This window comes from Crossiella sp. SN42 (assembly GCF_023897065.1).
GTDB lineage: Bacteria > Actinomycetota > Actinomycetes > Mycobacteriales > Pseudonocardiaceae > Crossiella.
The window spans coordinates 145,925-167,026 of the sequence record NZ_JAMHIV010000013.1 but is presented as its reverse complement, the minus strand read 5'-3'; the positions used below and the strand labels follow the sequence as shown (position 1 = coordinate 167,026).

At 72.3% G+C, this 21,102-nt stretch carries 22 protein-coding genes; 8 read left to right on the top strand and 14 right to left on the bottom strand.

Annotated elements, in window-relative coordinates:
• Nucleotide 1 precedes the first annotated feature (1 nt).
• Nucleotides 2–460: a hypothetical protein gene (locus M8C13_RS17445; protein ID WP_252481664.1), complete on the bottom strand. Its 459-nt coding sequence runs from the start codon at nucleotides 458–460 to the stop codon at nucleotides 2–4.
• A gap of 75 nt (nucleotides 461–535) precedes the next feature.
• Here M8C13_RS17445 and M8C13_RS17440 point away from each other — a divergent pair, with 75 nt between their 5' ends.
• The 3 genes from M8C13_RS17440 to M8C13_RS45450 are packed head-to-tail and all read left to right on the top strand — an operon-like array spanning nucleotide 536 to nucleotide 5,226.
• The gene (locus tag M8C13_RS17440; protein ID WP_252481663.1) at nucleotides 536–4,249 is read left to right on the top strand and encodes an ALF repeat-containing protein; all 3,714 of its coding nucleotides are present in this window, start codon (nucleotides 536–538) and stop codon (nucleotides 4,247–4,249) included.
• 26 nt (nucleotides 4,250–4,275) lie between these two features.
• Nucleotides 4,276–4,548: a hypothetical protein gene (locus tag M8C13_RS17435; RefSeq protein WP_252481662.1), complete on the top strand. Its 273-nt coding sequence runs from the start codon at nucleotides 4,276–4,278 to the stop codon at nucleotides 4,546–4,548.
• A 57-nt stretch (nucleotides 4,549–4,605) separates the two neighbouring features.
• A complete protein-coding gene (locus tag M8C13_RS45450; protein ID WP_252481661.1) occupies nucleotides 4,606–5,226 on the top strand; it encodes an FKBP-type peptidyl-prolyl cis-trans isomerase in 621 nt (206 codons plus the stop codon).
• Nucleotides 5,227–5,233: 7 nt separating this feature from the next.
• Here the strand turns inward: M8C13_RS45450 and M8C13_RS17425 are convergent, their stop codons facing one another.
• Both M8C13_RS17425 and M8C13_RS17420 read right to left on the bottom strand, forming a co-directional pair.
• Nucleotides 5,234–6,322, bottom strand: coding sequence for an isoaspartyl peptidase/L-asparaginase family protein (locus M8C13_RS17425; RefSeq protein WP_252481660.1), 1,089 nt, complete (start codon nucleotides 6,320–6,322; stop codon nucleotides 5,234–5,236).
• Nucleotides 6,323–6,413: 91 nt separating this feature from the next.
• Nucleotides 6,414–7,850, bottom strand: a complete 1,437-nt coding sequence (locus tag M8C13_RS17420; protein WP_252481659.1) for an alpha/beta fold hydrolase — start codon at nucleotides 7,848–7,850, stop codon at nucleotides 6,414–6,416.
• 142 nt (nucleotides 7,851–7,992) lie between these two features.
• On the opposite strand from M8C13_RS17420, the gene pgl reads away from it, so the two are divergent.
• Together pgl and M8C13_RS17410 are read left to right on the top strand one after the other, a co-directional pair.
• Nucleotides 7,993–8,739, top strand: a complete 747-nt coding sequence (gene pgl, locus M8C13_RS17415; RefSeq protein WP_252481658.1) for a 6-phosphogluconolactonase — start codon at nucleotides 7,993–7,995, stop codon at nucleotides 8,737–8,739.
• Nucleotides 8,740–8,742: 3 nt separating this feature from the next.
• Nucleotides 8,743–9,249 carry a hypothetical protein gene (locus M8C13_RS17410; RefSeq protein ID WP_252481657.1) on the top strand — a complete coding sequence of 169 codons (507 nt, stop codon included), beginning with the start codon at nucleotides 8,743–8,745 and terminating at the stop codon, nucleotides 9,247–9,249.
• A 54-nt stretch (nucleotides 9,250–9,303) separates the two neighbouring features.
• Here the strand turns inward: M8C13_RS17410 and M8C13_RS17405 are convergent, their stop codons facing one another.
• Genes M8C13_RS17405 through M8C13_RS17395 form a run of 3 tightly spaced genes read right to left on the bottom strand, consistent with a single transcriptional unit; the run spans nucleotide 9,304 to nucleotide 11,204 of the window.
• Complete coding sequence (locus tag M8C13_RS17405; RefSeq protein WP_252481656.1) at nucleotides 9,304–10,362, bottom strand: WXG100 family type VII secretion target; 1,059 nt, start codon at nucleotides 10,360–10,362, stop codon at nucleotides 9,304–9,306.
• 7 nt (nucleotides 10,363–10,369) lie between these two features.
• Nucleotides 10,370–10,678: a type VII secretion target gene (locus tag M8C13_RS17400; protein ID WP_252481655.1), complete on the bottom strand. Its 309-nt coding sequence runs from the start codon at nucleotides 10,676–10,678 to the stop codon at nucleotides 10,370–10,372.
• 37 nt (nucleotides 10,679–10,715) lie between these two features.
• Nucleotides 10,716–11,204: a YbaB/EbfC family nucleoid-associated protein gene (locus M8C13_RS17395; RefSeq protein ID WP_252481654.1), complete on the bottom strand. Its 489-nt coding sequence runs from the start codon at nucleotides 11,202–11,204 to the stop codon at nucleotides 10,716–10,718.
• A 502-nt stretch (nucleotides 11,205–11,706) separates the two neighbouring features.
• Between M8C13_RS17395 and M8C13_RS17390 the strand changes: the two genes are divergently transcribed.
• Both M8C13_RS17390 and M8C13_RS17385 read left to right on the top strand, forming a co-directional pair.
• A complete protein-coding gene (locus M8C13_RS17390; RefSeq protein ID WP_252481653.1) occupies nucleotides 11,707–13,407 on the top strand; it encodes a sensor histidine kinase in 1,701 nt (566 codons plus the stop codon).
• A 150-nt stretch (nucleotides 13,408–13,557) separates the two neighbouring features.
• Nucleotides 13,558–13,713 carry a hypothetical protein gene (locus tag M8C13_RS17385; RefSeq protein WP_252481652.1) on the top strand — a complete coding sequence of 52 codons (156 nt, stop codon included), beginning with the start codon at nucleotides 13,558–13,560 and terminating at the stop codon, nucleotides 13,711–13,713.
• 102 nt (nucleotides 13,714–13,815) lie between these two features.
• On the opposite strand, the gene cutA is transcribed toward M8C13_RS17385, so the two are convergent.
• From cutA to gap, 6 genes are all read right to left on the bottom strand, one after another.
• Nucleotides 13,816–14,130, bottom strand: coding sequence for a divalent-cation tolerance protein CutA (gene cutA, locus M8C13_RS17380; RefSeq protein ID WP_252481651.1), 315 nt, complete (start codon nucleotides 14,128–14,130; stop codon nucleotides 13,816–13,818).
• A 468-nt stretch (nucleotides 14,131–14,598) separates the two neighbouring features.
• The gene (locus M8C13_RS17375) at nucleotides 14,599–14,943 is read right to left on the bottom strand and encodes an RNA polymerase-binding protein RbpA (RefSeq protein ID WP_252481650.1); all 345 of its coding nucleotides are present in this window, start codon (nucleotides 14,941–14,943) and stop codon (nucleotides 14,599–14,601) included.
• Nucleotides 14,944–15,053: 110 nt separating this feature from the next.
• Nucleotides 15,054–15,302, bottom strand: coding sequence for a preprotein translocase subunit SecG (secG, locus tag M8C13_RS17370; RefSeq protein WP_252481649.1), 249 nt, complete (start codon nucleotides 15,300–15,302; stop codon nucleotides 15,054–15,056).
• Between the two features lie 122 nt (nucleotides 15,303–15,424).
• Nucleotides 15,425–16,210, bottom strand: coding sequence for a triose-phosphate isomerase (tpiA, locus tag M8C13_RS17365; RefSeq protein WP_252481648.1), 786 nt, complete (start codon nucleotides 16,208–16,210; stop codon nucleotides 15,425–15,427).
• On the bottom strand, nucleotides 16,210–17,430 hold the full coding sequence (pgk, locus tag M8C13_RS17360; RefSeq protein WP_252481647.1) for a phosphoglycerate kinase: 1,221 nt from the start codon (nucleotides 17,428–17,430) through the stop codon (nucleotides 16,210–16,212). The genes tpiA and pgk overlap by 1 nt, the downstream gene beginning before the upstream one ends.
• Before the next feature lie 13 nt (nucleotides 17,431–17,443).
• A complete protein-coding gene (gap, locus tag M8C13_RS17355; RefSeq protein WP_252481646.1) occupies nucleotides 17,444–18,448 on the bottom strand; it encodes a type I glyceraldehyde-3-phosphate dehydrogenase in 1,005 nt (334 codons plus the stop codon).
• A gap of 193 nt (nucleotides 18,449–18,641) precedes the next feature.
• On the opposite strand from gap, the gene M8C13_RS17350 reads away from it, so the two are divergent.
• A complete protein-coding gene (locus M8C13_RS17350; RefSeq protein ID WP_252481645.1) occupies nucleotides 18,642–19,028 on the top strand; it encodes a hypothetical protein in 387 nt (128 codons plus the stop codon).
• Nucleotides 19,029–19,114: 86 nt separating this feature from the next.
• Here M8C13_RS17350 and whiA read toward each other — a convergent pair whose 3' ends face one another.
• Together whiA and yvcK are read right to left on the bottom strand one after the other, a co-directional pair.
• Nucleotides 19,115–20,095, bottom strand: coding sequence for a DNA-binding protein WhiA (gene whiA, locus M8C13_RS17345; protein WP_252481644.1), 981 nt, complete (start codon nucleotides 20,093–20,095; stop codon nucleotides 19,115–19,117).
• A complete protein-coding gene (gene yvcK / locus M8C13_RS17340) occupies nucleotides 20,086–21,087 on the bottom strand; it encodes a uridine diphosphate-N-acetylglucosamine-binding protein YvcK (RefSeq protein ID WP_252481736.1) in 1,002 nt (333 codons plus the stop codon). Before yvcK ends, whiA begins: the two co-directional genes overlap by 10 nt.
• Between the last annotated feature and the right edge of the window lie 15 nt (nucleotides 21,088–21,102).

Here is a 21,102-nt window from a genome sequence, read left to right as displayed (position 1 = left end):
CTCAGGGCTGGGTGCGCAGCTCCAGCAGGGTCCCGCCGTCGCCGTTGTTGACCGGGTTCCACCGGTTCGGCGTGATCGGCGAGGTGCTGGTGACGTCCTTGACCCGCACCGTGACCGACCCGCGGTGGCTGTCGCCCTTGACCGAGTAGACCTCGGGAATGTCCATGCTGACAAATCCGGCACCCGGTCCGGCCACGAAACAAATCGGGTCGGCGAAAGCGGAACTGCTGAGCACGATCTGGTTGGCGTGCCCCGGCACGCAGGTGGTCAGCAGAATAACGCCATTTCCCTTCAACAGCCGGATACCGCGTTCGGCGAAAATCTTGTCCGCGCCCGGATAGGCGTAGTCCTCCTCCACCGGCGGCGGGTTCTCCGCCGCCGCAGCAGGCGTGGCCGCGCCCAGAATCGTGCCGGAAACAACGACCGCCACGAAATAGGCCAACCGCAGTAATGCGCTCATGACAAATGTCCTCAATTTCTCTGGATGCAGGTAGTAGAGCTTTTTGCCGCGCCGCGAACCGATACTGACTTCATTATGAAAGCTATAACACGTGCAGCCGTCCTGGCGACGGCGCTGACCATGGGCGCGGGCTTGCTGGCGCCACTACCGGTGAATGCCGCACCGGCACCGGCCCATTCCCGGGCGGAAGTGCTGGCCGCCTACCGGGCCGGCGGCCAGGTCACCGCGCGGGCCGCCGAGGCGGCGCTGCTGGGCAGCGAGGAGGACGTGCGGCGCTTCCTCACCGAACAGCGTCCGGTGGCCGCCGAGCACGACGCCCGGATCGAGGTCACCCGGCTGCTGGCCGCCTCCGGACCCGCCGTGCGGGCGGCGGCCGACACCGCGCTCAACGGCAAGATGGCCGAACTGCGGGCCTTCCTGGACACCGGCTGGCAGCAGCCGCACCGCAACGACCAGCGCAGGCTGGTCAACCAGCTGATCGCCCGCGGCGGCACCCAGCTGGCCAAGGCGGGGCAGGCCGCGCTCGACGGCACCGACGCCGACGTCGAGGCCTTCCTCGCCAAGGGCCGGCTGGTCGCCGAGGACCAGGACAACCGGATCCGGGTCAACAAGATCCTGGCCGCGGCCAAGGAGGGCTCCGCGGTCCACGTCACCGCCCAGCGCGCCCTGGACGGCGGCGCGGAGGACATCCGGGAGTTCCTGCGCAGCGGCTGGCCGGTCGCGGTGCAGCGGGACGAGGAGACGCTGACCGTCGCCGGGCTGGCCGAACTGGCCGCCGACGCCCAGGTCAGGGCCGCCGAGCAGACCGACATCGCCAAGGACAACGCCGACCAGGCGCTGGCCGCCGCGGGCAAGGCCAAGGAGGCCGCCGAGCGGGCCGCCGCCGAGACCGCCGCGGCCCAGGGCGACGCGCGCAAGGCCGCGCAGGCGGCGAGCCGGGCGGCCACCGCGGCCCAGGGCGCCGCCGCGGCCGCGCAGACCGCGATCAACGCGGCAGGCCGGGCCAACGCCGCGGCCAGGGTCGCCGCGAACGCCGCCGGGCAGGCCGCGATCGCCGCGTCCATGACCGAGCGCGCCGCGGCCAGGGCGCAGGACGCCGCCGCGGGCGCGGCCAGGGACAAGTCCAAGGCGCACGCGGCCAGGGTGGCCGCCGAGCAGGCCAGGGACGTGGCCAAGTCGGCCAAACAGGCCGCGGCCGCCGCCGACGCCGCCGGTCGCGCGGTCGCCGAGGCGGGCAAGGCCTCCGAAGCGGCCCGTGGGGCCAGCGGACACGCCGACGCCGCGGCCAAGGCCGCCGAGGACGCCGCCGCGGCGGCCAGGCGCGCGGGCGCCAGCGCGGCCGAGGCGGAACGCGCAGCGGCCAGGGCCCGCCAGGCCGCCGCCGAGGCGGCCCGCGCCGCCGGCCGCACCCAGGCACTGGCCGAACAGGCCGCGCGAGCCGCCTTCGACGCCAGGGACGCGGCCAGCTCCGCCGCCGGCCACGCCGAGGCCGCCGCCGATGCCGCGATCGCCGCCGCGGACGCCTACGAGAACGCCGAGGCCGCCGCCCGGCGAGCGGCCACCGCGGCCACCGAGGCCGATCGCGCCGCCCAGCAGGCGAAGTCGGCCTCCGACCAGGCGCACCAGGTCGCCGCGACCGCCAGGGCCGCCGACGACGAACGCGTCAAACAGCAGGAGTCGCAGGCGGTCCGGGACGCCGAGGAGGCCGCCCGCGCCGAGGCCGAGGCGCAGGACCAGCGCCGCTGGCAGGGCGGTCAGGCCGAGACCTTCGACCAGGAGACCCAGCGCCTGCTCACCGAAGCCGCCAAGCCGGGGCCCGACGCCCTGCGCGACGGCCGCGCGGCCGCGCTGCGGCTGCTCACCCGGGGCGGCCCCTGGGCGCAAACCGCGGCCACCACCGCGCTGAGCGGCCCCGACCCCGCGGTGCGGCTGTTCGTCAGCACCGCGCTCGGCCAGGCCGTGGAACAGGACGACCGGGCCGGGCTCGGCATCATCGCCGGATCTACCGACCGGCCCGCGCAGCAGGCGGCCGCCTTCGCCACGCAAACCGGAACGCACGAGCAGGTCAAGGAGTTCCTGCGCCTGCGGAACTACCCCGGAAAGGTGAACGACGACCGCAAGCAGGTCAACCAGGTGATGGCCGCGGCCGGACCGGACTCGCTGGTGCACGCCGCGGGCAACGAGGCCCTCAACGCCGACTCCAGGGGTGACACCGAGGCGCTGCACCGGTTCCTGGAGACCGGCCGGTTCACCGCGGCCAAGGCCGAGGACCGCAGGCAGGTCAACAAGATCCTGGCCGAGGCGCAGCGGGACGGACTGCGCGAGGTGGCCGCGGGCGCGCAGGCCGCGCTCTCCGGCCCGGACAGCTACCTCACCCGCTTCCTGCACGTCGAGCTGCCCCAGGCCCGGCTGCGCGACGCCGACACCGCCACCCACCGCGCCCAGATCGAGAGCTACCTGGCCAGGGCCGACCAGTCCTCGGCACTGGCCAGGCAGAACGCCAACCTGGCCGCCGAGCACGCGGCCATCGCCCGCCAGGCCGCCGACGAGGCCGCGCGGTGGGCAGCCAAGGCCCAGGAGTCGGCCGAGCAGGCCAAGCTCGCCGCCGACGCGGCCAAGGCCTCCGCCGAGGCCGCCCAGCGCTCAGCCGACCAGGCCGCGCAGTCGGCCAAGCGGGCCCGCGACGCCGCCGCCAACGCCGCCAAGAGCGCCCGCAGCGCCGACGCCTCGGCCGCCCGGGCCTCGGCCTCGGCGACCAGGGCGAACACCGCGGCCGCCGCGGCCCAGCGCGCCGCTGACCAGGCCCGCGCCGACGCCATCCAGGCAGGCAAGGACGCCGAGGCGGCCGAACGCGCCGCCCAGGAGGCCAAGGACGCCGCGGCCCGGTTCCACCAGGTCGGCGAACAACGGGAGAACGTCGGCGAGGTCCCCAAGGAGACCGAGGTCAGCCCCTTCGGCATCGAGAAGGTGCCGGAGAACATGAAGGACACCCCGACGGTCGACCCCAAGTCGGCCCGCTGCTGGGGCAGCGGCCTCGGCTTCGGCGCCAGCTCGGCGACCTGTTTCTACAAGGTCGACCACCACATCACCGGCACCCTGCGGTTCTTCACCTTCGACTGCCCGCCGGGAGCCACCGGCAAGGGCCAGTGCCGCCGGGTGGAGATCGGCACCAGCCCGATCGACTTCCACTACACCACCGAGCAGATGTTCAACACCGCCGTGGTCAGCGGCCAGATCCTGCTCGCCCTGGCCAAGGGCATGCTCGACGACTTCATCCGGTGCGCCACCGACACCGGCTGGGGCCAGGCCGAGGCGTGCGCGTGGGTCGCGGCCTCGGTCATCCCGCCCGCGCGGATCCTGCGCTCGGCCGAACTGCTGGCCAAGTCGGCCCGGCTCGGCGAGAACACCGACACCGAGTTCAGCATGTTCCTGCCCGACAACAAGAACGGGATCTTCGCCACCCTGGACAACTCAGGCCACTTGGCGCTGGCCGTGCAGAACACCACCGGCGTACCGGGTCTCGGCGGCAAGTTCTTCAGCTCCGCGATGGACCACTTCGGCGCGAAGGTCAAGGCCGTCGACGGCGCCTGGATCGCCGGCGGGAGCATGGTCGACAACCTCAACACGTTCAACGAGCTGATCAAGGCGGGCAAGTCGGACGACGACGCGGCCCGCGGCACCTTCACTGGGAAGATGGCGGGCAGGTACGGCTTCACCAAGGTCGAGTTCCTGGATACCCCCGAGGGCACGCGCGGCGCGTACACCAAGGTGAAGGTCCGGTTCTCCTGACCGGCGCACCAGTGAGGAGATCGATCGTGACCACGCGGGAACCCGACCGGATCGAGGTCGCGGCTGAGCTGCTGCGCGCGGCGAAGGCCGACGGTGCGGGCGCGGTCGAGCTCGTGGAGCTGCTCCGGCAGCGGCTCGGCGAGCTGCCCACCATGCTGTTCATCGCCTCGTTCCGGCGGGCCTTCGGCATCCCGCTCAAGGTGCTGCTGGAGGCCGAGACCTGGCAGGGCTTCCACCAGCCAGGACCGCTCAACCTGACCGACGAGCAGTTCACCCGGCTGCTCGCGCCCTGGATCTGAGCAGCGCACGGCCCCGGTCCGCCACCCGGCGGGCCGGGGCCGTCTAGGCTGCGTGCCGTGTCCACTTCTCACACGACCTCCCGGGTCCGGCTGCTCGCCCTCGGCGCGGTGACCGCGCTGGGCCTGCTCGCCGGCTGCACGCCCAGCGAAGAGCCCGCCTCGCCGGAAGAGCTGGCCAAGGCCAACCAGACGCCGACCTCGGCCACCAGCGCCGCGGCCCCGAGCACCAGCGCCGCGCCGAAGCCCACCGGCCCGGCCTGCGCGCTGGACGCGTTCAAGGTCGAGGGCGCGGCCAACGCCAAGCCCACGGTGACCGTGCCCACCGGCTGCTCCGCGCCGACCGAGCTGCTGTCCAAGGACATCACCCCCGGCAACGGTCCCGCGGTCAAGGCAGGCGACTCGATCGAGGCGCACTACCACCTGACCACCTTCTCCGACCGCGCCTTCAAGCAGTCCTCCTACGACGCGGGCAAGCCGTTCCCGGTGCAGGTCGGCGCGGGCCGGGTCATCCCGGGCTGGGACCAGGGCCTGATCGGTGTCAAGGCGGGCGCCCGCCGCGTGCTGGTGGTGCCGCCGAACCTGGGTTACGGCGAGCGCGGCCAGAGCGACATCGGCCCGAACGAGACCCTGATCTTCGTCATCGACGTGCTCAAGGTGACCCCGGGCTCCGGTTCCTGACCTGACCTCAGCGGTTGGCCGGGGTCTCGTCCAGGAACACCTTCGTGACGACCCGGCCATCCGCGGTCAGGTAGCCGTGCAGCATGCCCGGCGTGCTGTGCGGCGCGTCGAACTCCCCGGCCCGGTTCAGCGCGATCACCCCGCCCTGGCCGCCGAGCGCGGGCAGCCGCTTGACCACCACGTCGAAGGCGGCCTCGGCCAGTGACCGCCGCCCGAACTCGACCAGGTTCGAGATGGTGCCCGCGGCCGCTCCCCTGATGAACACCTCACCGGCCCCGGTCGCGCTGACCGCGGCGGTGTCGTTGCGCGCGTAGGTGCCCGCGCCGATCACCGGCGAGTCCCCGAGACGACCGGTCATCTTGTTGGTCAGGCCGCCGGTGGAGGTGGCCGCGGCCAGGTCGCGGGAGCGGTCCAGCGCGACCGCGCCGACCGTGCCGTGCGCCTGCGGGTCGGCCAGGTCCCTGGTGGCCGGGTTCTTGGCCTTCATCAGCGCGTCCCAGCGGGCCTGGGTCCAGTAGTAGTCCTGGGTGACCGTGGGCAGGCCGTTGCGGGCGGCGAAGTCGTCCGCGCCCTCACCGGCGAGCAGCACGTGCTTGCTCTTGTCCATCACCAGCCGCGCCGCCGAGATCGGGTTGCGCACGTTGCGCACCCCGGCCACCGCCCCGGCGGCCAGGTCCTTGCCGCGCATGATCGAGGCGTCCAGCTCGTGCCCGGCGTCCTCGGTGAACACCGCGCCCTTGCCCGCGTTGAACAACGGGTCGTCCTCCAGGACCTTGACCGCGGCCTCCACCGCGTCCACGCTGGTCCCCTTGCCCTGCAACACTTTCTGCCCCGCCCGCAGCGCGGCGGTCAGGCCGTCCCGGTAGGCCTTCTCCACCTCGGGCTTGGTGTCCTTGCGCACCAGGCCGCCGCCGGCGCCGCCGTGCACGGCCAGCACCACGTTGCGGGCGTCCGGGGCGGGGCGTCGGCCCTCGGCTTCGGCAACCTCGGCCTCGGCCCCACCTGGCGCGGTCGGCTGCTCGGGCAGGGCGCTGCTCTGCGGCCCGACCAGCAGCAGCGCGGCCGCGGTCAGCACTACGGTGGCTCGTCCTCGCATGACGGTGTCCCCTCCTCGTCCAGGCTGTGCTTCCTGCCTAGGTCCAGCGGGGGCGCGGCGGCACCGGCCGATGGTCGGTGCCGCCACCCGCTCACTCGACCGCGGCGCAGCGCGCGCCCTCGGCGGGCAGCCTGCCGTGGACCAGGTGCTCCTCCAGCGCGGCCCTGGTGCAGGCGCTGCGCCGGTAGACCCCGTGGCCCCAGCCGTCGTAGGTGAGCAACGCGGTGCCGCCGCGGGCCTGCCGGTGCAGGTTGACCGCCCACGCGTACGGGCTGATCGGGTCGTGCGCGGCGTGCAGCAGCAACAGCCTGGGCGCGGTGGTCAGCCGGGGCTCGCGCTGCGGGCTGGTGGCCGGGGGCGCGCCGAGGCAGCCGGTCACCGCCAGCTGCCCGGCCAGGGAGCCCCGCAGGCGCGGCGCGATCCGGCGGGTCAGCTCGGTGATCCGGGTCAGGTCGCCGAGGGTGCGCACCGCCATCCGCCAGTCCTGGCAGAAGACGAACGGGAACGGGTTCGGCGCGGTCTCCGGTGGCGCGGCCAGCGCCCGCGGCCGCTGGTCCAGCACGGCTTTGACGTAGTCGGCCAGCTCCGCCCAGGCCGGGTCGCGCAGGTGCATGAACGCCCGCTCGGTCAGCTCGGCCGAGGTGAGCGAGCGGCCGGGATCGGCGGGGTCCCTGACCTCGCCCCGGTCGGCCCGCGCCAGCAGCTCGTCCCACTCCCGCACCAGGTTCCGGCCGTGCAGGGCGCAGCCGGGGGTGCGCTCGCACCAGCGGACCCACTCGTGGAAGGAGTCCCCGGCCGCGGCGGCCTCGGTGGCGGCGAAGGCGGTCGCGCCCAGGCTGTGGTCCATGCCCGAGTCCAGGACCATCGCCCGGACCCGGTGGCCGTGGTCCTCGGCGTAGCGCTGGCCGTACAGCGAGCCGTAGGAGACCCCGAAGTAGCTGATCTGCCGCTCACCGAGGGCGGCGCGCAGCGCGTCCATGTCCGTGGTCACCGCCTTGGCGTCGACGTGCCCGGCCAGCGGCCCGGTCCGGGCCCGGCAGTCGGCCTGGACCTCCCGGTTGAAGGCGACCAGCCGGTCGAACTCCGCCTGGGTCCCCGGGTACCGGGAGGGCTGGCGCCGAAGCAGCTCCGCCGAGCAGCGCACCGGATGGCTGCGCGCCACACCCCTCGGGTCGAACCCGACGATGTCGAAGCGCCGCAACACCTCCGGGCTGAAGGTCGAGTCGGCCCGCAACGCGAAGCTGACGCCCGAACCGCCAGGGCCACCGGGGTTGACCAGCAGCACGCCGATCCGCCGCGCCGGGTCCAGCGCCTTCCGCCGGGCGACGGCGAGATCAAACTCCTCCCCCGCCGGATCGGCCCAGTCGACGGGCAGCCGCAGCGTGCCGCACTCGACGTTCTTGTCCTCCGGGCATGGCGCCCAGGTGATGCTCCGGTCCGGGCCGGGCCGCGCGGCAGCCGTACCGGTGGACAGCAGCAGCGCCGAACCGGTCAGCAGCACGCCCAGCGCTCGGGTGGTCGACCGCATCGAGTCCCCCTTCCTCGTGGTGACGATGACCGCACCGACGCTCGCGCACCGGCCGGGTCCCCGTCTGCCACCCCGGGGATGATCCGCGACCCCGGTCCCCTACGGGCTCACTCCGTAGGCCGATAGGGCAGGATGGATGACCATGAGCCGACCGCAGGTAGTGGTGCACGCCAACCAGGAACTGCTCGCCGCCGCGGCCGCCGCGCGCCTGGTCACGGCGCTGGTGGACGCCCAGTCGGCGCGCGGCGCGGCCTCGCTGGTGCTCACCGGCGGCCGCACCGGCAACGCGGTGCTGGAGCAGGTGCGCCACCTGGCCGCCAGGGACGCGGTGGACTGGGGCCGGGTGGACCTGTACTGGGGGGACGAAAGGTTCTTGCCGGCCGGCCATCCGGACCGCAACGAGACCCAGGCCCGGGCCGCCCTGCTCGACCACATCCCGGTCGAGGCGGCCCGCGTGCACGCGATGGAGCCCAGTGACGGCCGCTTCGGCGACGACCCGGACGCCGCGGCCGCCGCCTACGCCGAGATCCTGGCCGCGGCCGGTGCCGGCGCGGTGCCCGCCTTCGACGTGTGCCTGCTGGGCGTCGGCGAGGAGGGCCACACCGCCTCGATCTTCCCGGACTCCCCCGCCGTGCACGAGACCGAGCGCACCGTGGTCGCCGTCCGCGACTGCCCCAAGCCCCCGCCCACCAGGGTCAGCCTGACCCTGCCCGCGATCCGGGCGGCCCGCGAGGTCTGGCTGATGACCACCGGCGAGGCCAAGGCCGACCCCGTGGCCCAGGCCCTGACCGGCGTGTCCGAGGTCGACATCCCGGCCGCCGGCGCCCGCGGCGCCGAGCGCACCCTGTGGCTGCTCGACCGGACCGCCGCCGCCCGGGTCCCCGCCTGAGCCATGCCCTACCCCGGCGCACACCCCGACCACGAGCAGCTCTACCGCCGCTTCCCCCGCCTGGCCTACGCGGTGATCATCACCGTCCGGCTCATCGCCGGACTCCTCGGCCTGACCCTGCTCACCCTGTTCGCCCTGACCTTCCGGCCGGAACCCGCCCCACTGCACGGCCGGGCCACCCTCGCCGAACCCTGCGCCACCGGCTACTGCGCGGTCACCGTCACCTGGGACGACCGCAGCACCGAGCGCGGCAACCTGAGCCTCACCCGCGCCCAGCGCGAGGCCGGGGACATCGAGGTGTGGGGCCGGCAACCCAGCCTGTGGGGACGCACCGAGCTGTCCACCACGCCACTGGCTCCGCGCGGCCCGCAGTGGGGCTTGCGGATCACCTTCCTGCTGGTCGGCGCGCTGCTGCTGGCGCTGGGAGTGTCCCGGCGGTTCGGGCCCGCGCTGGCCAGGCGGCTCAACCCGGCCGGGTGGCGGCGCGCCCGCCGCTTCTACCGCTCCTGAACGCGCGGAAGGCCCGGTCCGCCGGGACCGGGCCTTCGCGTCAGCGGGCGGGAGCTACTTCTCCCACCAGCCCTTCTTCTCGTTCTGCTCGATGTTCTCCGGGTTGAAGTCGTCCTTCACCGCGGTCTTGCCCGCCTCAAGGCCGACCTTGATCGGGGCCTGCCACAGGTACTCCTTGCCGACTTCCTTGCCGACCTGCTTGCCGTACTCGGCGGCCTGCCCGTAGTCGTCCTTCAAGCCGTCCAGCCGGGGTATCTGCTCGCCTCTGTTGCCTCTGAGCCCGCGCAACATGCTCTGGTTGGTTTTGCTGACGCTCTTGGACAGGTCGAACCCGCTGCGGCTGTACTTGCCGAGGCCGCCGAGGCCCTTGATCTTGCTGGCCGCCTTGGCCATGTTCTGGATCATCGTGGACAGCACCCGGTTCACGCCCTGGCACAGGCGCAGGAACTTGGTGAAGTACTTCATGATCTTCGAGACCGCCATGCCGACCCTGGCGATCACCCAGGACACCCCGGCGGCGATGGAGGCGCCGAAGGTGAAGAAGGCGGTCAGGCCGGCCGCGACCATGGCCTTGATGATCTCGGCGACCACGATCGAGATGGTGTCCCGCACGATCGCGCGCACCACGGCCATCGCCTGGCCGAGTCCGCCCGCGGCCTCGGAGGTGGCCTTGGCCTCGCCGCTGATGGCCAGCAGGCTGTCGTTGACGATGGTCATCTGCTCTTTGAACGCCAGCTGCGCGTCACCGCTCCAGCCGCCGATCTGCGCGTTGAGCTCGTTGCGGGTGTCGGTGGCCAGGTCGGTGATCTCCTTGGACACGTTGTGCCAGGCCAGCACGCCCTTCTTGACCTCGCCGTCGTCCCCGCTGACGTAGTCCAGGCACTCCTTGAGCGGGCCGATGTGCTCCATCGCCCAGCCGATGCCTGCCTCCAGCAGCGAGCCGAACGGGTCCATGACCACGCCCACCGCGTCGAAGGCCAGCCCGGCCGCGGAGGCGCCCGCCTCCGGGAACTCGCCCTGCACCAGCGCCGAGACCGTCTCCGCAGTGCTGCCGATCGCGCCAGAGCCGTCCAGGGACTTGGTCGCGCCGTCGAAGTTGGAGAACCACTCCATCGTCAGCTCACTTCTTCCCGTCGAAGGAGTCGCGGATGCCGTCCTCCGCTTGCTGGTAGGTCAGCGCGGCGTCCTTGAGCGACTTCGCCACGTCCTGCAATCCCTGCGCGCCGTCCTCGATCTGCGCCCTGGCCTCGGCGGCCTGCTTGTTCAGGTCGCCTGCGAAGCGCATGCCGATCACGCCGTAGGCCTCGTGGCCCAGCTGGATGCCCGCCGCGGCGGTGGCCTGCCCGGACAGGCCCTCGCCGATGCGCTGGAGGGTGGCCGCGTACTTCTCCAGCTCGGCGCTCTTGGTGGTGAACTTGTCAGCCGTCATAACTGCCTTCCCCAGTGGGTGTGCCAGCCGAACCCGCTCAGCGCAGGATCGGGCCGCCGAAGTCGTCCTCGTCCTCGTCCCGGTCCGGCCGCGGCTGCCGCGGCGGCTGGGACGGGCGCGGCGGGGCGTTCGGTTCCCGCTGGGCCTGCGGCGGCTGACCTGGCTGGCCGGGGGCGTCCTCGTCCTCGGCGGGCGGCAGGTAGCCGCGCAGCATGGCCATGGTCTGGGTGGCGTCGCCGAACAGCGGCGTGACCACCTCCTCCAGCTGGCGGCCCGCCTGCGCCTGGGCCTGCTGGGCGAGCTGCACGAGCAGCTGGCCGAGGTTGCGCAGTGAGGCGTCCACCAGCGAGGGGTGGATCTGCACGTCCTTGAGCGTCCCGTTGACGTGCACCTCGACGCTGATCTTCCCGTCCGGGGTGCTGGCGCGGCCGCTCAGCTGCTGCAGTTCACCGGAGACCGCGTCCACGGCGGCCAGCCGGGCCCGGTTCTCCCGCTCCATGCGCGCTACCCACGCTTCGGGGTCCACAAACATTCACCTTTCACTCGCCCCCCATTCCACCCTGTCGCCCGGTCAGACTAGGCAACGGCCCGCTCGGTTCCCTCGGACGGCGGTAACTGTGTGCCGATTTCCCGCGCACCGCCACCGGACGTAATGGTCTGTACCATTTGCCCGGTCAACACCAGGGGTTACTGGACCGTTCGATGGCCGGACAACTGGTTCAAAGTTGTCAAACTGATGACACGCCCACGTTCGGAGCAACGAGTCGGTCGAGCAGCCGAACAGGGAACACGCTGCGTAGTCACGCATGACTTGGTCAATCTGACAAACTTTGACAAGTCCTCAGGCTGCCTGCCGAGTCAGCTGCCCGCAGATCATGACAAGCTGGACAGACTTGTCAACTGGCTCTGTTTTTTGGCAGCAAGCTGCCGTACGGTGGGGTCGATCGGACGGGTGACTCGGAGGTGCTGCTCTGGTCACGAAGAGGTTGTCCGGGCCCGGCCTGCGTCAGGCCGCCCCTAGGACAAACGTGAGCACGGAAACCCGCGGCGACCGCGGGCCGGACGGACTGCGCTGCCTGCGGCGCACGCTGACCGACCTGGGGTTGCTCACCCTGGCGGGTCTGGACGTCGTGGTGAACACGGCGCCCTCGACGCATTACACGTTCCTGCTGCCCGCGCTGGCCTGCCTGGCGCTGCTGTTCCGCAGGGAGTTCCCGCGCACCGCGCTGGTGCTGACCATTCCCGGCCTCGTGGTGGGCTTCACCGTGCTGGCCGCGATGGTCGCGCTGTACACGGTGGCCAGGTCGCGCAAGCTGGACTGGCAGACCGTCGCGGGCGCACTGCTGGTCTTCGGTGGCTGCCTCACCCTGGGCCCGATGCAGGTCTTCCCCGACGTGGCCCCGCACGAGGCGCTCCTGCGCGCCCTGTACGCCGCGCTGCTGTCGGGCACCCCGGTCACCGTCGGCCTGCTGGTGCGGGCCCGGTGCGAGCTGACCGGCAGGCTCACCGAGCTGGCCGCCGGCCGGGAGAAGCAGCAGCGGCTGCACGACCACGCGGTGCGCGCCGAGGAGCGGACCCGGCTGGCCCGCGAGATGCACGACGTGGTGTCCCACCAGGTCACGCTGATCGCGATCCAGGCAGGCGCGCTGCAGATGGTGGCCGAGGACGCGGACTCCAAGGAGATCGCGCAGACCATCCGCAAGCTGTCCAACCGCACCCTGGAAGAGCTGCGCAACCTGGTCGGCCTGCTGCGCTCCTCCACCCTGGACTGCGAAGCCGTGCAACCGACCCTGGAAGACGTGCCCCAGCTGGTCGCCGACTGCGGCCTGCCCGCCACGCTGACCATGGGCCCGATGCCCGGCCCGGTGTCCCCGCAGCTGGGCTGCGCGGTGTACCGGACGGTGCAGGAGGCACTGACCAACATCGGCAAGCACGCCTCCGGCGCCCCGGTCACGGTGCACCTGGGCCTGGCCTCGGGCAGCCTGCACGTGGAGGTGCGCAACGCCTGCCCCCGCGCCCAGGACGGCCTCGCACCGCTGCCCCCCGGCGGCCACGGCCTGATGGGCCTGCGCGAGCGCGCGGCCATGCTCGGCGGCACGCTCACCGCGCAGCCCACGGAGGACGGCGGCTACGTGGTCCGCGCCAGCTTCCCGCTCACCCCGGAGAACCTGGCCGCCCCCGCACCGGCCACGCCGATCCCCGCTGCGCACTCGGCGCCGATCCCCCCGGCCCCGGCCCACTACTCGGTGACGGCGCATTCGGCTCCGGCGAACTCCACTCCGGCGCATTCGGTTCCGGCGCGTTCCGCTGCGGCCCGCTCGGTCCCGGCCAGCTCAGGCCCGGCCGATCCGGCCCCGGCCCGCTCAGTCCCAGCCCACTCGGCCCCGGCCCGCTCGGTCCCGGCCACGACGGCCCCGGCCCGCTCAGTGCCGACCGACCCGGGCCCCGCCCGCTCAGTCCCGGCCCATGCGGCTGCGGCCCGCGCGGTCCCGGCTCCGGCAACCGCGGCCCACACCACCGCGCCGCTGCCGATCACGGCCAAGCACTCCGCGTCGTCGGCTCCCCCGCCGGCACCCGACCCAGCCCCGCCACCGGTCCCGATCCGGCGGACCACGCACGCTCCCGCCGCCGGACCGCCCGCGCTGACCTCAAGCGAGCACCTGGCGATGCTGCGCCACCCCCGGCCCCGCGAACCCAGCCCGGCGGAACTCCACCTGTCAGCCCAATGACACCGGGGGCAAGGTTCCCTGTCTCGCGGTGACAAGCCCTGACCGGCGCGTTCCGGGGGCGCCGGACCGGCTCATGCTGAGCGCATGACCGACGTCCTGTCCCCCGGAACGCACACCATCGAGATCGGCGGCATCCGCCAGCGCTAGCACGTGACGGGCGCGAGACTGGTCTGCCTCGTCCACTCCGGCGGTCCCGGCATCCACTGGGAGTACCTGCGGATGCCGGAGCCGGAGCGTCACCTGACCATGGTCTACCTCGAACCGGTCGGCACCGGTCAGAGCGGCAGGCTGCCCGCCGGCCAGTAGACGATGCGCCGCTACGCCGAGTTCGTCGACGGCGTCCTGGACCACCCCGACCGGGAAGGAACCGGAGCGCTTCTACCGCGCGGTCACCCGGTTCACCGCCGGCTAACGGGTCTCCGCGGCGACCCAGTCCAGGTAGTCCGCCCCGCCCCCGACCACCGGCGTCACGATCAGCTCCGGCACGTCATAGCTGTGCGAACCCCGCAACTGCGCCAGCAACTCCTCCACCCGCCCCGCCACGGTCTTGCACTCCACCCGCCACTCACCGTCTGTCTGGGTCGCCCCGTCCCAGCGGTAGACACTGGTCACCGGCACGATCTGGACACAGGCGGCCAGCCGCGCCTCGACGGCGGCGGCGGCGAGCGCGTGTGCGGCCTCGGGGGTGTTGACGGTGGTGGTGACGATCAGGTGTTCGGCCATGGGGTGGACGCTACCGAGGGCGGGACGGGGTGGGTGGGGGCGATCGAGGTAGTCCACCCACAACGACCATCGGGGCGGTCGCGGCGCGGGCGCAGGCACGGGGATCAAGACGACCGGTCATATTCAGCGGTGGCTCAAGACGACCGGTCATCTGGCGTTACCTGGCCGTGGGTGCCCACAGCACGCTGAATATGACCGGTCGTCTTGGCGGCGGGGGCGGGGGGCGGGGCCGGCGCGGGGAGGAGGAGGAGAGCGAGAGGGGTGCCGTGGCGAGGCGGAGCCAGGCTCGATGCTGGGCTCGGGGCGGACAGCAGAAGGCCCGGAGGCGTACCCGCCCCCGGGCCTGTCGTTGTTCTGACCCCTGCTACTTACCCACTACCCGGCCATGCCCCCACGGCCGTCCCGCTCACTGCTGCAACGCGCGCCGGACTGCGACACCTACCCGACCCGCAAGGCTGCACCCGCCGGCTAGCCCTCGCCGCGCTGGGCCCGCAGGCGGGCCAGCGCCTCCTCCAGGATCGCCTGGCCGTCGGCGTCGGAGCGGCGCTCCTTCACGTAGGCCAGGTGAGTCTTGTAGGGCTCGTTGCGTGGCGCGGCCGGGGGCGCCTGCTCGTTGCGGCCTGCCGGGAGCCCGCAGCGCGGGCAGTCCCAGCTCTCCGGTACCTCGGCCTCCAAGGCGAACGACGGCCGGACCTCGTGCCCGTTGGCACAGAAGTAGGCCACCCGTTGCCTCGGCGCCGACTCCCCTCGTTCGGACTCGCCCATCGGGCCAGCACCGACTCGGGTGCCGCGGATCGCGTTACCGCCAGCCATCGACCCTCACTTCCCCCGTCATGTATTTGCCCCTGGTGCCTGTGTTCACTTGTCAAGTCCGGATCCGGACTGTCAACAGTGGGAACGGTCGACGGCCGGATCCGGTTCCCTCAGCCTGCCGCCGCTGGCGCGAGCTTCATCAACAGGCCGACACCGATGATGGAGATCAACCAGATCGCGCCGAAGAACAGCGTGAGCCGGTCCAGGTTCTTCTCCACCACGCTTGAGCCGGACAGGCTCGACTGCATGCCGCCACCGAACAGCGAGGAAAGCCCGCCGCCACGGCCGCGGTGCAGCAGCACCAGGAGCACCAGCACCACGCTGGACACGATCAACACAATCTGAAGAGTCAGCTTCATCTCATCCTCGCCGTACCGCGGTAGACGTCACAGAGTACCGGTAAGAGCGGCCGACTTGGACCGCCCTCCGGATCATTGCCGTACGTAATGGCGATTGCACTACGTAATGGCAGATCGCGGCCTTACGGCAGCGGGCCGCCCGCGGCGAGGGCGCAGAGCTTGGCGAACTCCTCGGCGTCCAGGCTGGCTCCGCCGACCAGGGCGCCGTCGATGTCCTCCTGCTTGATCAGCTCGGCGATGTTGCCGGACTTGACCGAGCCGCCGTAGAGCACGCGCACCGCACCGGCCACCTCGGGGCCGTACTTCTCGGCGAGCTTGGCGCGGATCGCGCCGCAGACCTCCTGCGCGTCGGCCGCGCTGGCCACCCGGCCGGTGCCGATGGCCCACACCGGCTCATACGCCACCACGACCTGCTGGACCTGCTCGGCCTTGAGGCCCTTGAGCCCGGCGATGAGCTGGTCGGTGGTGTACTCCACGTGCGTGCCCGCCTCGCGGATCTCCAGCTTCTCGCCGATGCAGAAGATCGGCGAGATGCCGTGCTTGAGCGCCGCGCGCACCTTCTTGTTGACCAGCTCGTCGGTCTCGCCGTGGATCTCCCTGCGCTCGGAGTGGCCCACGACCACCCAGGCGCAGCCGAGCTTGGCCAGCATCGGACCCGAGATGTCCCCGGTGTAGGCGCCGGAGTCGTGCGGCGAGAGGTCCTGCGCACCATAGGTGAGCAGCAGCTTGTCGCCGTCCTTGAGGGTCTGGATGCTGCGGATGTCCACGAACGGCGGCAGCACCGCCACGTCGACCTTGTCGTAGTACTTGTCCGGCAGGGAGAACGCGAACTTCTGGACCAGCGCGATGGCTTCCAGGTGGTTCAGGTTCATCTTCCAGTTGCCTGCGATGAACGGCTTGCGCGCCATCAGTCCTCCAGGACGGTAACGCCGGGGAGTTCCTTGCCCTCAAGGAACTCCAGAGAGGCTCCACCACCGGTGGAGATGTGCGAGAAACCGTCCTCGGGCAGGCCGAGCTGGCGCACCGCGGCCGCGGAGTCGCCGCCGCCGACCACGGTGAAGGCCGAGGAGTCGACCAGGGCCTGCGCCACGGCGCGGGTGCCGCCTGCGAACTCCGCGACCTCGAACACGCCCATCGGCCCGTTCCAGAACACGGTCTTGGCGTCGGCGAGCTTGTCCGCGAACAGCCGCTCGGTGTCCGGGCCGATGTCCAGGCCCATCCGCTCGGCCGGGATGCCGCCGGCCGGCACGACCACCGGGTCCGGCTGGCTCTCGGCGCCGAAGTCGGGGAACTGCTCGGCGGTGCGCACGTCGACCGGCAGCACCAGCTCCACGCCGCGCTTGTCCGCCTCGGCCAGGAAGCCGCGCACCGTGTCGAGCTGGTCCTCCTGCAGCAGGGACTTGCCGACCTCGTGGCCCTGGGCCTTGAGGAAGGTGTAGGCCATGCCGCCGCCGATGAGCAGGCGGTCGACCTTGGCGAGCAGGTTCTCGATCACGCCGAGCTTGTCGGAGACCTTGGACCCGCCGAGCACCACCACGTACGGGCGCGCGGTGTCCGCGGTGAGCTTGCGCAGCACCTCGACCTCGGCCAGCACCAGGCCACCGGCGTAGTGCGGCAGCAGCTTGGCCAGGTCGTAGACCGAGGCCTGCTTGCGGTGCACCACGCCGAAACCGTCGGAGACGAAGGCGCCGTCAGGGCCGGCCAGCGCGGCCAGCTCCTGGGCGAACCCGGTCCGCTCGGCCTCGTCCTTGCTGGTCTCGCGCGGGTCGAAGCGCACGTTCTCCAGCAGCGCCACGTCGCCGTCGGCGAGCCCGTCCACCGCCGCCTGCGCGGCCTGGCCGGTGATCTCGGTGATGCCGAGAACCTCGCGCCCCAGCAGGTCGCCGAGGCGGACGGCGACCACGCCGAGGGAGAACTTCGGGTCCGGCTTGCCCTTGGGACGGCCGAGGTGGGCCATCACCACGACCCGGGCACCGGCCTCGGAGAGCTGCTTGATGGTGGGCAGCGAGGCGCGTACCCGGCCGTCGTCGGTGATGACGGAACCGTCCAGAGGAACGTTGAGGTCGGCGCGCACCAGGACGCGCCGACCCGCAACACCCTCGGCCAGAAGATCTGCCAGGGTCTTCACAGTTTTCTCTCCGTCAGAGCTTGGAGGCGACCAGCGCGGTCAGGTCGACCAGGCGGTTGGAGTAGCCCCACTCGTTGTCGTACCAGCCGACCACCTTGACCTGGTTGCCGATGACCTTGGTCAGCGGCGCGTCGAAGATGCAGGACGCCGGGTCGGTGACGATGTCGGTGGAGACGATCGGCTCCTCGCTGTAGCGCAGGATGCCCTTCAGCGCGCCCTCCGCCGCCGCCTTGACCGCCGCGTTGACCTCCTCGACCGAGGTCTCGCGGCCGACGGTGACGGTCAGGTCGGTGGCCGACCCGGTCGGCACCGGCACCCGCAGCGCGTAGCCGTCCAGCTTGCCCTTGAGCTCCGGCAGCACCAGGCCGATGGCCTTGGCCGCGCCGGTGCTGGTCGGCACGATGTTCAGCGCCGCCGCGCGCGCCCTGCGCAGGTCCTTGTGCGGGGCGTCCTGCAGGTTCTGGTCCTGGGTGTAGGCGTGGATGGTGGTCATCAGACCGCCCTGGATGGTGAAGGTGTCGTGCAGGACCTTCGCCATCGGCGCCAGGCAGTTGGTGGTGCAGGAGGCGTTGGAGATGATGCTCTGCGAGCCGTCGTACTTCTCGTCGTTGGCGCCCAGCACCACGGTCAGGTCCTCGCCCTTGGCCGGGGCGGAGATGATGACCTTCTTGGCGCCACCCTCGTCGATGTGCTTGCGCGCGACGGAGGCGTCGGTGAAGAAGCCAGTGGACTCGACGACCACGTCGACGCCCAGGTCCTTCCACGGCAGCTTGCCCGGGTCACGCTCGGCCAGCGCCTTGATGACCTTGCCGTTGACGGAGATACCCTCGTCGGTGACCTTCACCTCGCCGTCGAGGCGGCCCAGGATGGAGTCGTACTTCAGCAGGTGCGCCATCGTGGCCACGTCACCCAGGTCGTTGAAGGCCACGATCTCAATGTCCCGGCCGCTGGCGGCCAGCGCGCGCCAGAAGTTGCGGCCGATACGACCAAAGCCGTTCACACCTACGCGAACCGTCACGGTGCGTCTCCTCGAGGTTCGTCCCGGCCGTCCAAGACCGGGCGCATACCGGCGTTTCCGCATTCACCCTAGCGGGCCGGAATCGCGCTGGTCACGGCCACCCGGGGAACTGGCTTGATCGAGACAGAGACCAAGGTCACCGAGAGGCCCCCGCGCTTGCCCTCCAGCAAGGTGGAGGTTCGAGCATGGAGCCATGGACGACAACGGCATCCTGCTCTTCCACAACACGATGCGGATCACCGAGGGCCACCTGGCCGGGTTCCGCGCCGCCATCGCCGAGGCGGTGGCCTTCGCCCGGCGGCACGGGCCGCAGCTGATGGTCGAGGTCTTCATCGACGAGGACCGGATGACCGCGCACAGCTTCCAGCTCTTCGGTGACTCGGAGGCGGTCCGGGCGCACTGGCGGCTGGCCGACCCCTACATCCAGGAGGTGATGGCGCACTGCCGGGTGGACCGCTTCGAGGTCTACGGCGAGCCGGAACCGGACGTGCTGGCCGGCGTGCGGGACGGGATCGGCGAGGGTGAGCTGTCCCTGGCGCCGCGGGTGGCGGGGTTCCTCCGGTTCGGGACCGCGACCTGAGGACGACCAGCGCCGAACCGGGCGGCGCGGGGAGCGGGCTGGGCGCGGTCCTGCTCGCGCCCAGCCCGCTCCTGCCCGGGGGTGCGCTAGGCGTCCAGCATGTCCGCGGTGACCGCGCTCTCGGTGTCGCCGACGCCGAGCTCGCGGGCCTTCTTGTCCGCCATGGCCAGCAGACGCCTTATCCTGCCCGCCACCGCGTCCTTGGTCATCGGCGGCTCGGCCAGCTGACCGAGCTCCTCCAGGGAGGCCTGCCGGTGGGCCAGGCGGAGCTGGCCGGCGGCGACCAGGTGGTCGGGGACCTCGTTGCCGAGGATGTCCAGGGCCCGTTCGACCCTGGCCGCGGCGGCGACCGCGGCGCGGGCGGAGCGGCGCAGGTTGGCGTCGTCGAAGTTGGCCAGGCGGTTGGCGGTGGCCCTGACCTCGCGGCGCATCCGGCGTTCTTCCCAGGCCAGCACGCTGGAGTGGGCGCCGAGCCTGGTCAGCAGCGCGCCGATGGCGTCGCCGTCGCGGACCACGACCCGGTCGGCGCCGCGGACCTCACGGGACTTGGCCTGGATGCCCAGGCGGCGGGCCGCGCCGACCAGGGCCAGCGCCGCCTCCGGGCCGGGGCAGGTGACCTCCAGGGCGGAGGAGCGGCCCGGTTCGGTGAGCGAGCCGTGCGCGAGGAAGGCCCCGCGCCAGGCGGCCTCGGAGTCGCAGGTGCCGCCGCTGACCACGTGCGCGGGCAGGCCGCGCACCGGGCGGCCCCTGGGGTCGAGCAGACCCGTCTGGCGGGCCAGGCCGTCGCCGTCCTTGACCACCCTGACCACGTACCGGGTGCCCTTGCGCAGGCCGCCCGAAGTGATCACGTGCACGTCGCTGATGTGGCCGAACAGCTCCTGGATCTCCTTGCGCAGCCTGCGCGCGGCCGAGCCGGTGTCGATCTCGGCCTCCACCACCACGCGCCCCGCCACGATGTGCAGGCCGCCGGCGAAGCGCAGCAGCGAGGACACCTCGGCGCGGCGGCAGCAGGTCTTGGTGACGGTGAGACGGCTCAGCTCGTCCTTGACCGAGGCGGTCATCGCCATGGCCGGCCCTCCTTCTCTTCGCCGGGAGCCGGCCTGCCCGGACCGGGGATCTCGGCTAGTGCTTCCTGCAGACTCACCGCGAGCGCCGCCGGGTCGTGCCGGTCCGGGCTGCCGTGGTGACAGATCTTGCGCAGTGTGGTGACCGCGCCGAGGGCGGCCGCGGCCCGGCGCAGGCGGTCGGGGGTGGACACCGAGTCGGTATCGGCCACCACCGCGTCCACCCTGAGCCTGGGCGCGTGCTCGGCGAGCACGTGCAGGTGCTGCTCCGGGGAGAAACCCTCGGTCTCCCCCGGCTGCGGGACCAGGTTGAGCACGACCACCTTGCGCGCCTGGGTGTGCACCAGCGCCTCGTGCAACTCCGGGACCAGCAGGTGCGGCAGCACGCTGGTGAACCAGGAGCCGGGGCCCAGCAGCACGACATCGGCGGCCTCGACCGCGGCCACCGCCTCCTCACAGGCCCGGGGCGCCTCGTCGCCGGGCGCCGCGCCCTGCAGGCGGACCCGCTGCACCCGGCCGGGTGTGCTGGCCACGGCGACCTGCCCGCGGATCCGGCGCACCGACCTGGGGTCCTCGTCGAGACCGACCACGTCGGCCTCGATGTCCAGTGGCACCCGGCACATCGGCAGCACCCGTCCACGCACTCCCAACAGTTTGCGCACCTCGTCCAGCACCGCCACCGGATCGCCGAGCACCTCGAGGAGCCCGGCCAGCACGAGGTTGCCCACCGCGTGCCCGGCCAGCGCGCCCGAACCGCCGAAGCGGTGCTGGAACACGTCCGTCCACAGTAGACGATCTTCGTCCTCATCCGCCAACGCGGTCAGCGCCTTGCGCAGATCGCCCGGCGGCAGCAGCCCGAGCTCGCGGCGCAGCCGCCCCGAGGAGCCGCCGTCGTCGGCCACCGTGACCACGGCGGTGACGTCGTCGGTGAGCCGCCGCAGCGCGGACAGCGTGGCCTGCAGGCCGTGGCCGCCGCCCAGCGCGACGGCGCGCAGCGGCCTGCCTGGCTC

Coding starts and splice junctions, on each gene's coding strand:
- M8C13_RS17445 (WP_252481664.1), bottom strand. CDS start 460: ATGAGCGCATTACTGCGGTTGGCCTATTTCGTGGCGGTCGTTGTTTCC.
- M8C13_RS17440 (WP_252481663.1), top strand. CDS start 536: ATGAAAGCTATAACACGTGCAGCCGTCCTGGCGACGGCGCTGACCATG.
- M8C13_RS17425 (WP_252481660.1), bottom strand. CDS start 6,322: ATGCGAGGACGAGCCACCGTAGTGCTGACCGCGGCCGCGCTGCTGCTG.
- M8C13_RS17420 (WP_252481659.1), bottom strand. CDS start 7,850: ATGCGGTCGACCACCCGAGCGCTGGGCGTGCTGCTGACCGGTTCGGCG.
- pgl (WP_252481658.1), top strand. CDS start 7,993: ATGAGCCGACCGCAGGTAGTGGTGCACGCCAACCAGGAACTGCTCGCC.
- M8C13_RS17410 (WP_252481657.1), top strand. CDS start 8,743: ATGCCCTACCCCGGCGCACACCCCGACCACGAGCAGCTCTACCGCCGC.
- M8C13_RS17405 (WP_252481656.1), bottom strand. CDS start 10,362: ATGGAGTGGTTCTCCAACTTCGACGGCGCGACCAAGTCCCTGGACGGC.
- M8C13_RS17400 (WP_252481655.1), bottom strand. CDS start 10,678: ATGACGGCTGACAAGTTCACCACCAAGAGCGCCGAGCTGGAGAAGTAC.
- cutA (WP_252481651.1), bottom strand. CDS start 14,130: ATGGCCGAACACCTGATCGTCACCACCACCGTCAACACCCCCGAGGCC.
- M8C13_RS17375 (WP_252481650.1), bottom strand. CDS start 14,943: ATGGCTGGCGGTAACGCGATCCGCGGCACCCGAGTCGGTGCTGGCCCG.
- secG (WP_252481649.1), bottom strand. CDS start 15,302: ATGAAGCTGACTCTTCAGATTGTGTTGATCGTGTCCAGCGTGGTGCTG.
- tpiA (WP_252481648.1), bottom strand. CDS start 16,210: ATGGCGCGCAAGCCGTTCATCGCAGGCAACTGGAAGATGAACCTGAAC.
- M8C13_RS17350 (WP_252481645.1), top strand. CDS start 18,642: ATGGACGACAACGGCATCCTGCTCTTCCACAACACGATGCGGATCACC.
- whiA (WP_252481644.1), bottom strand. CDS start 20,095: ATGGCGATGACCGCCTCGGTCAAGGACGAGCTGAGCCGTCTCACCGTC.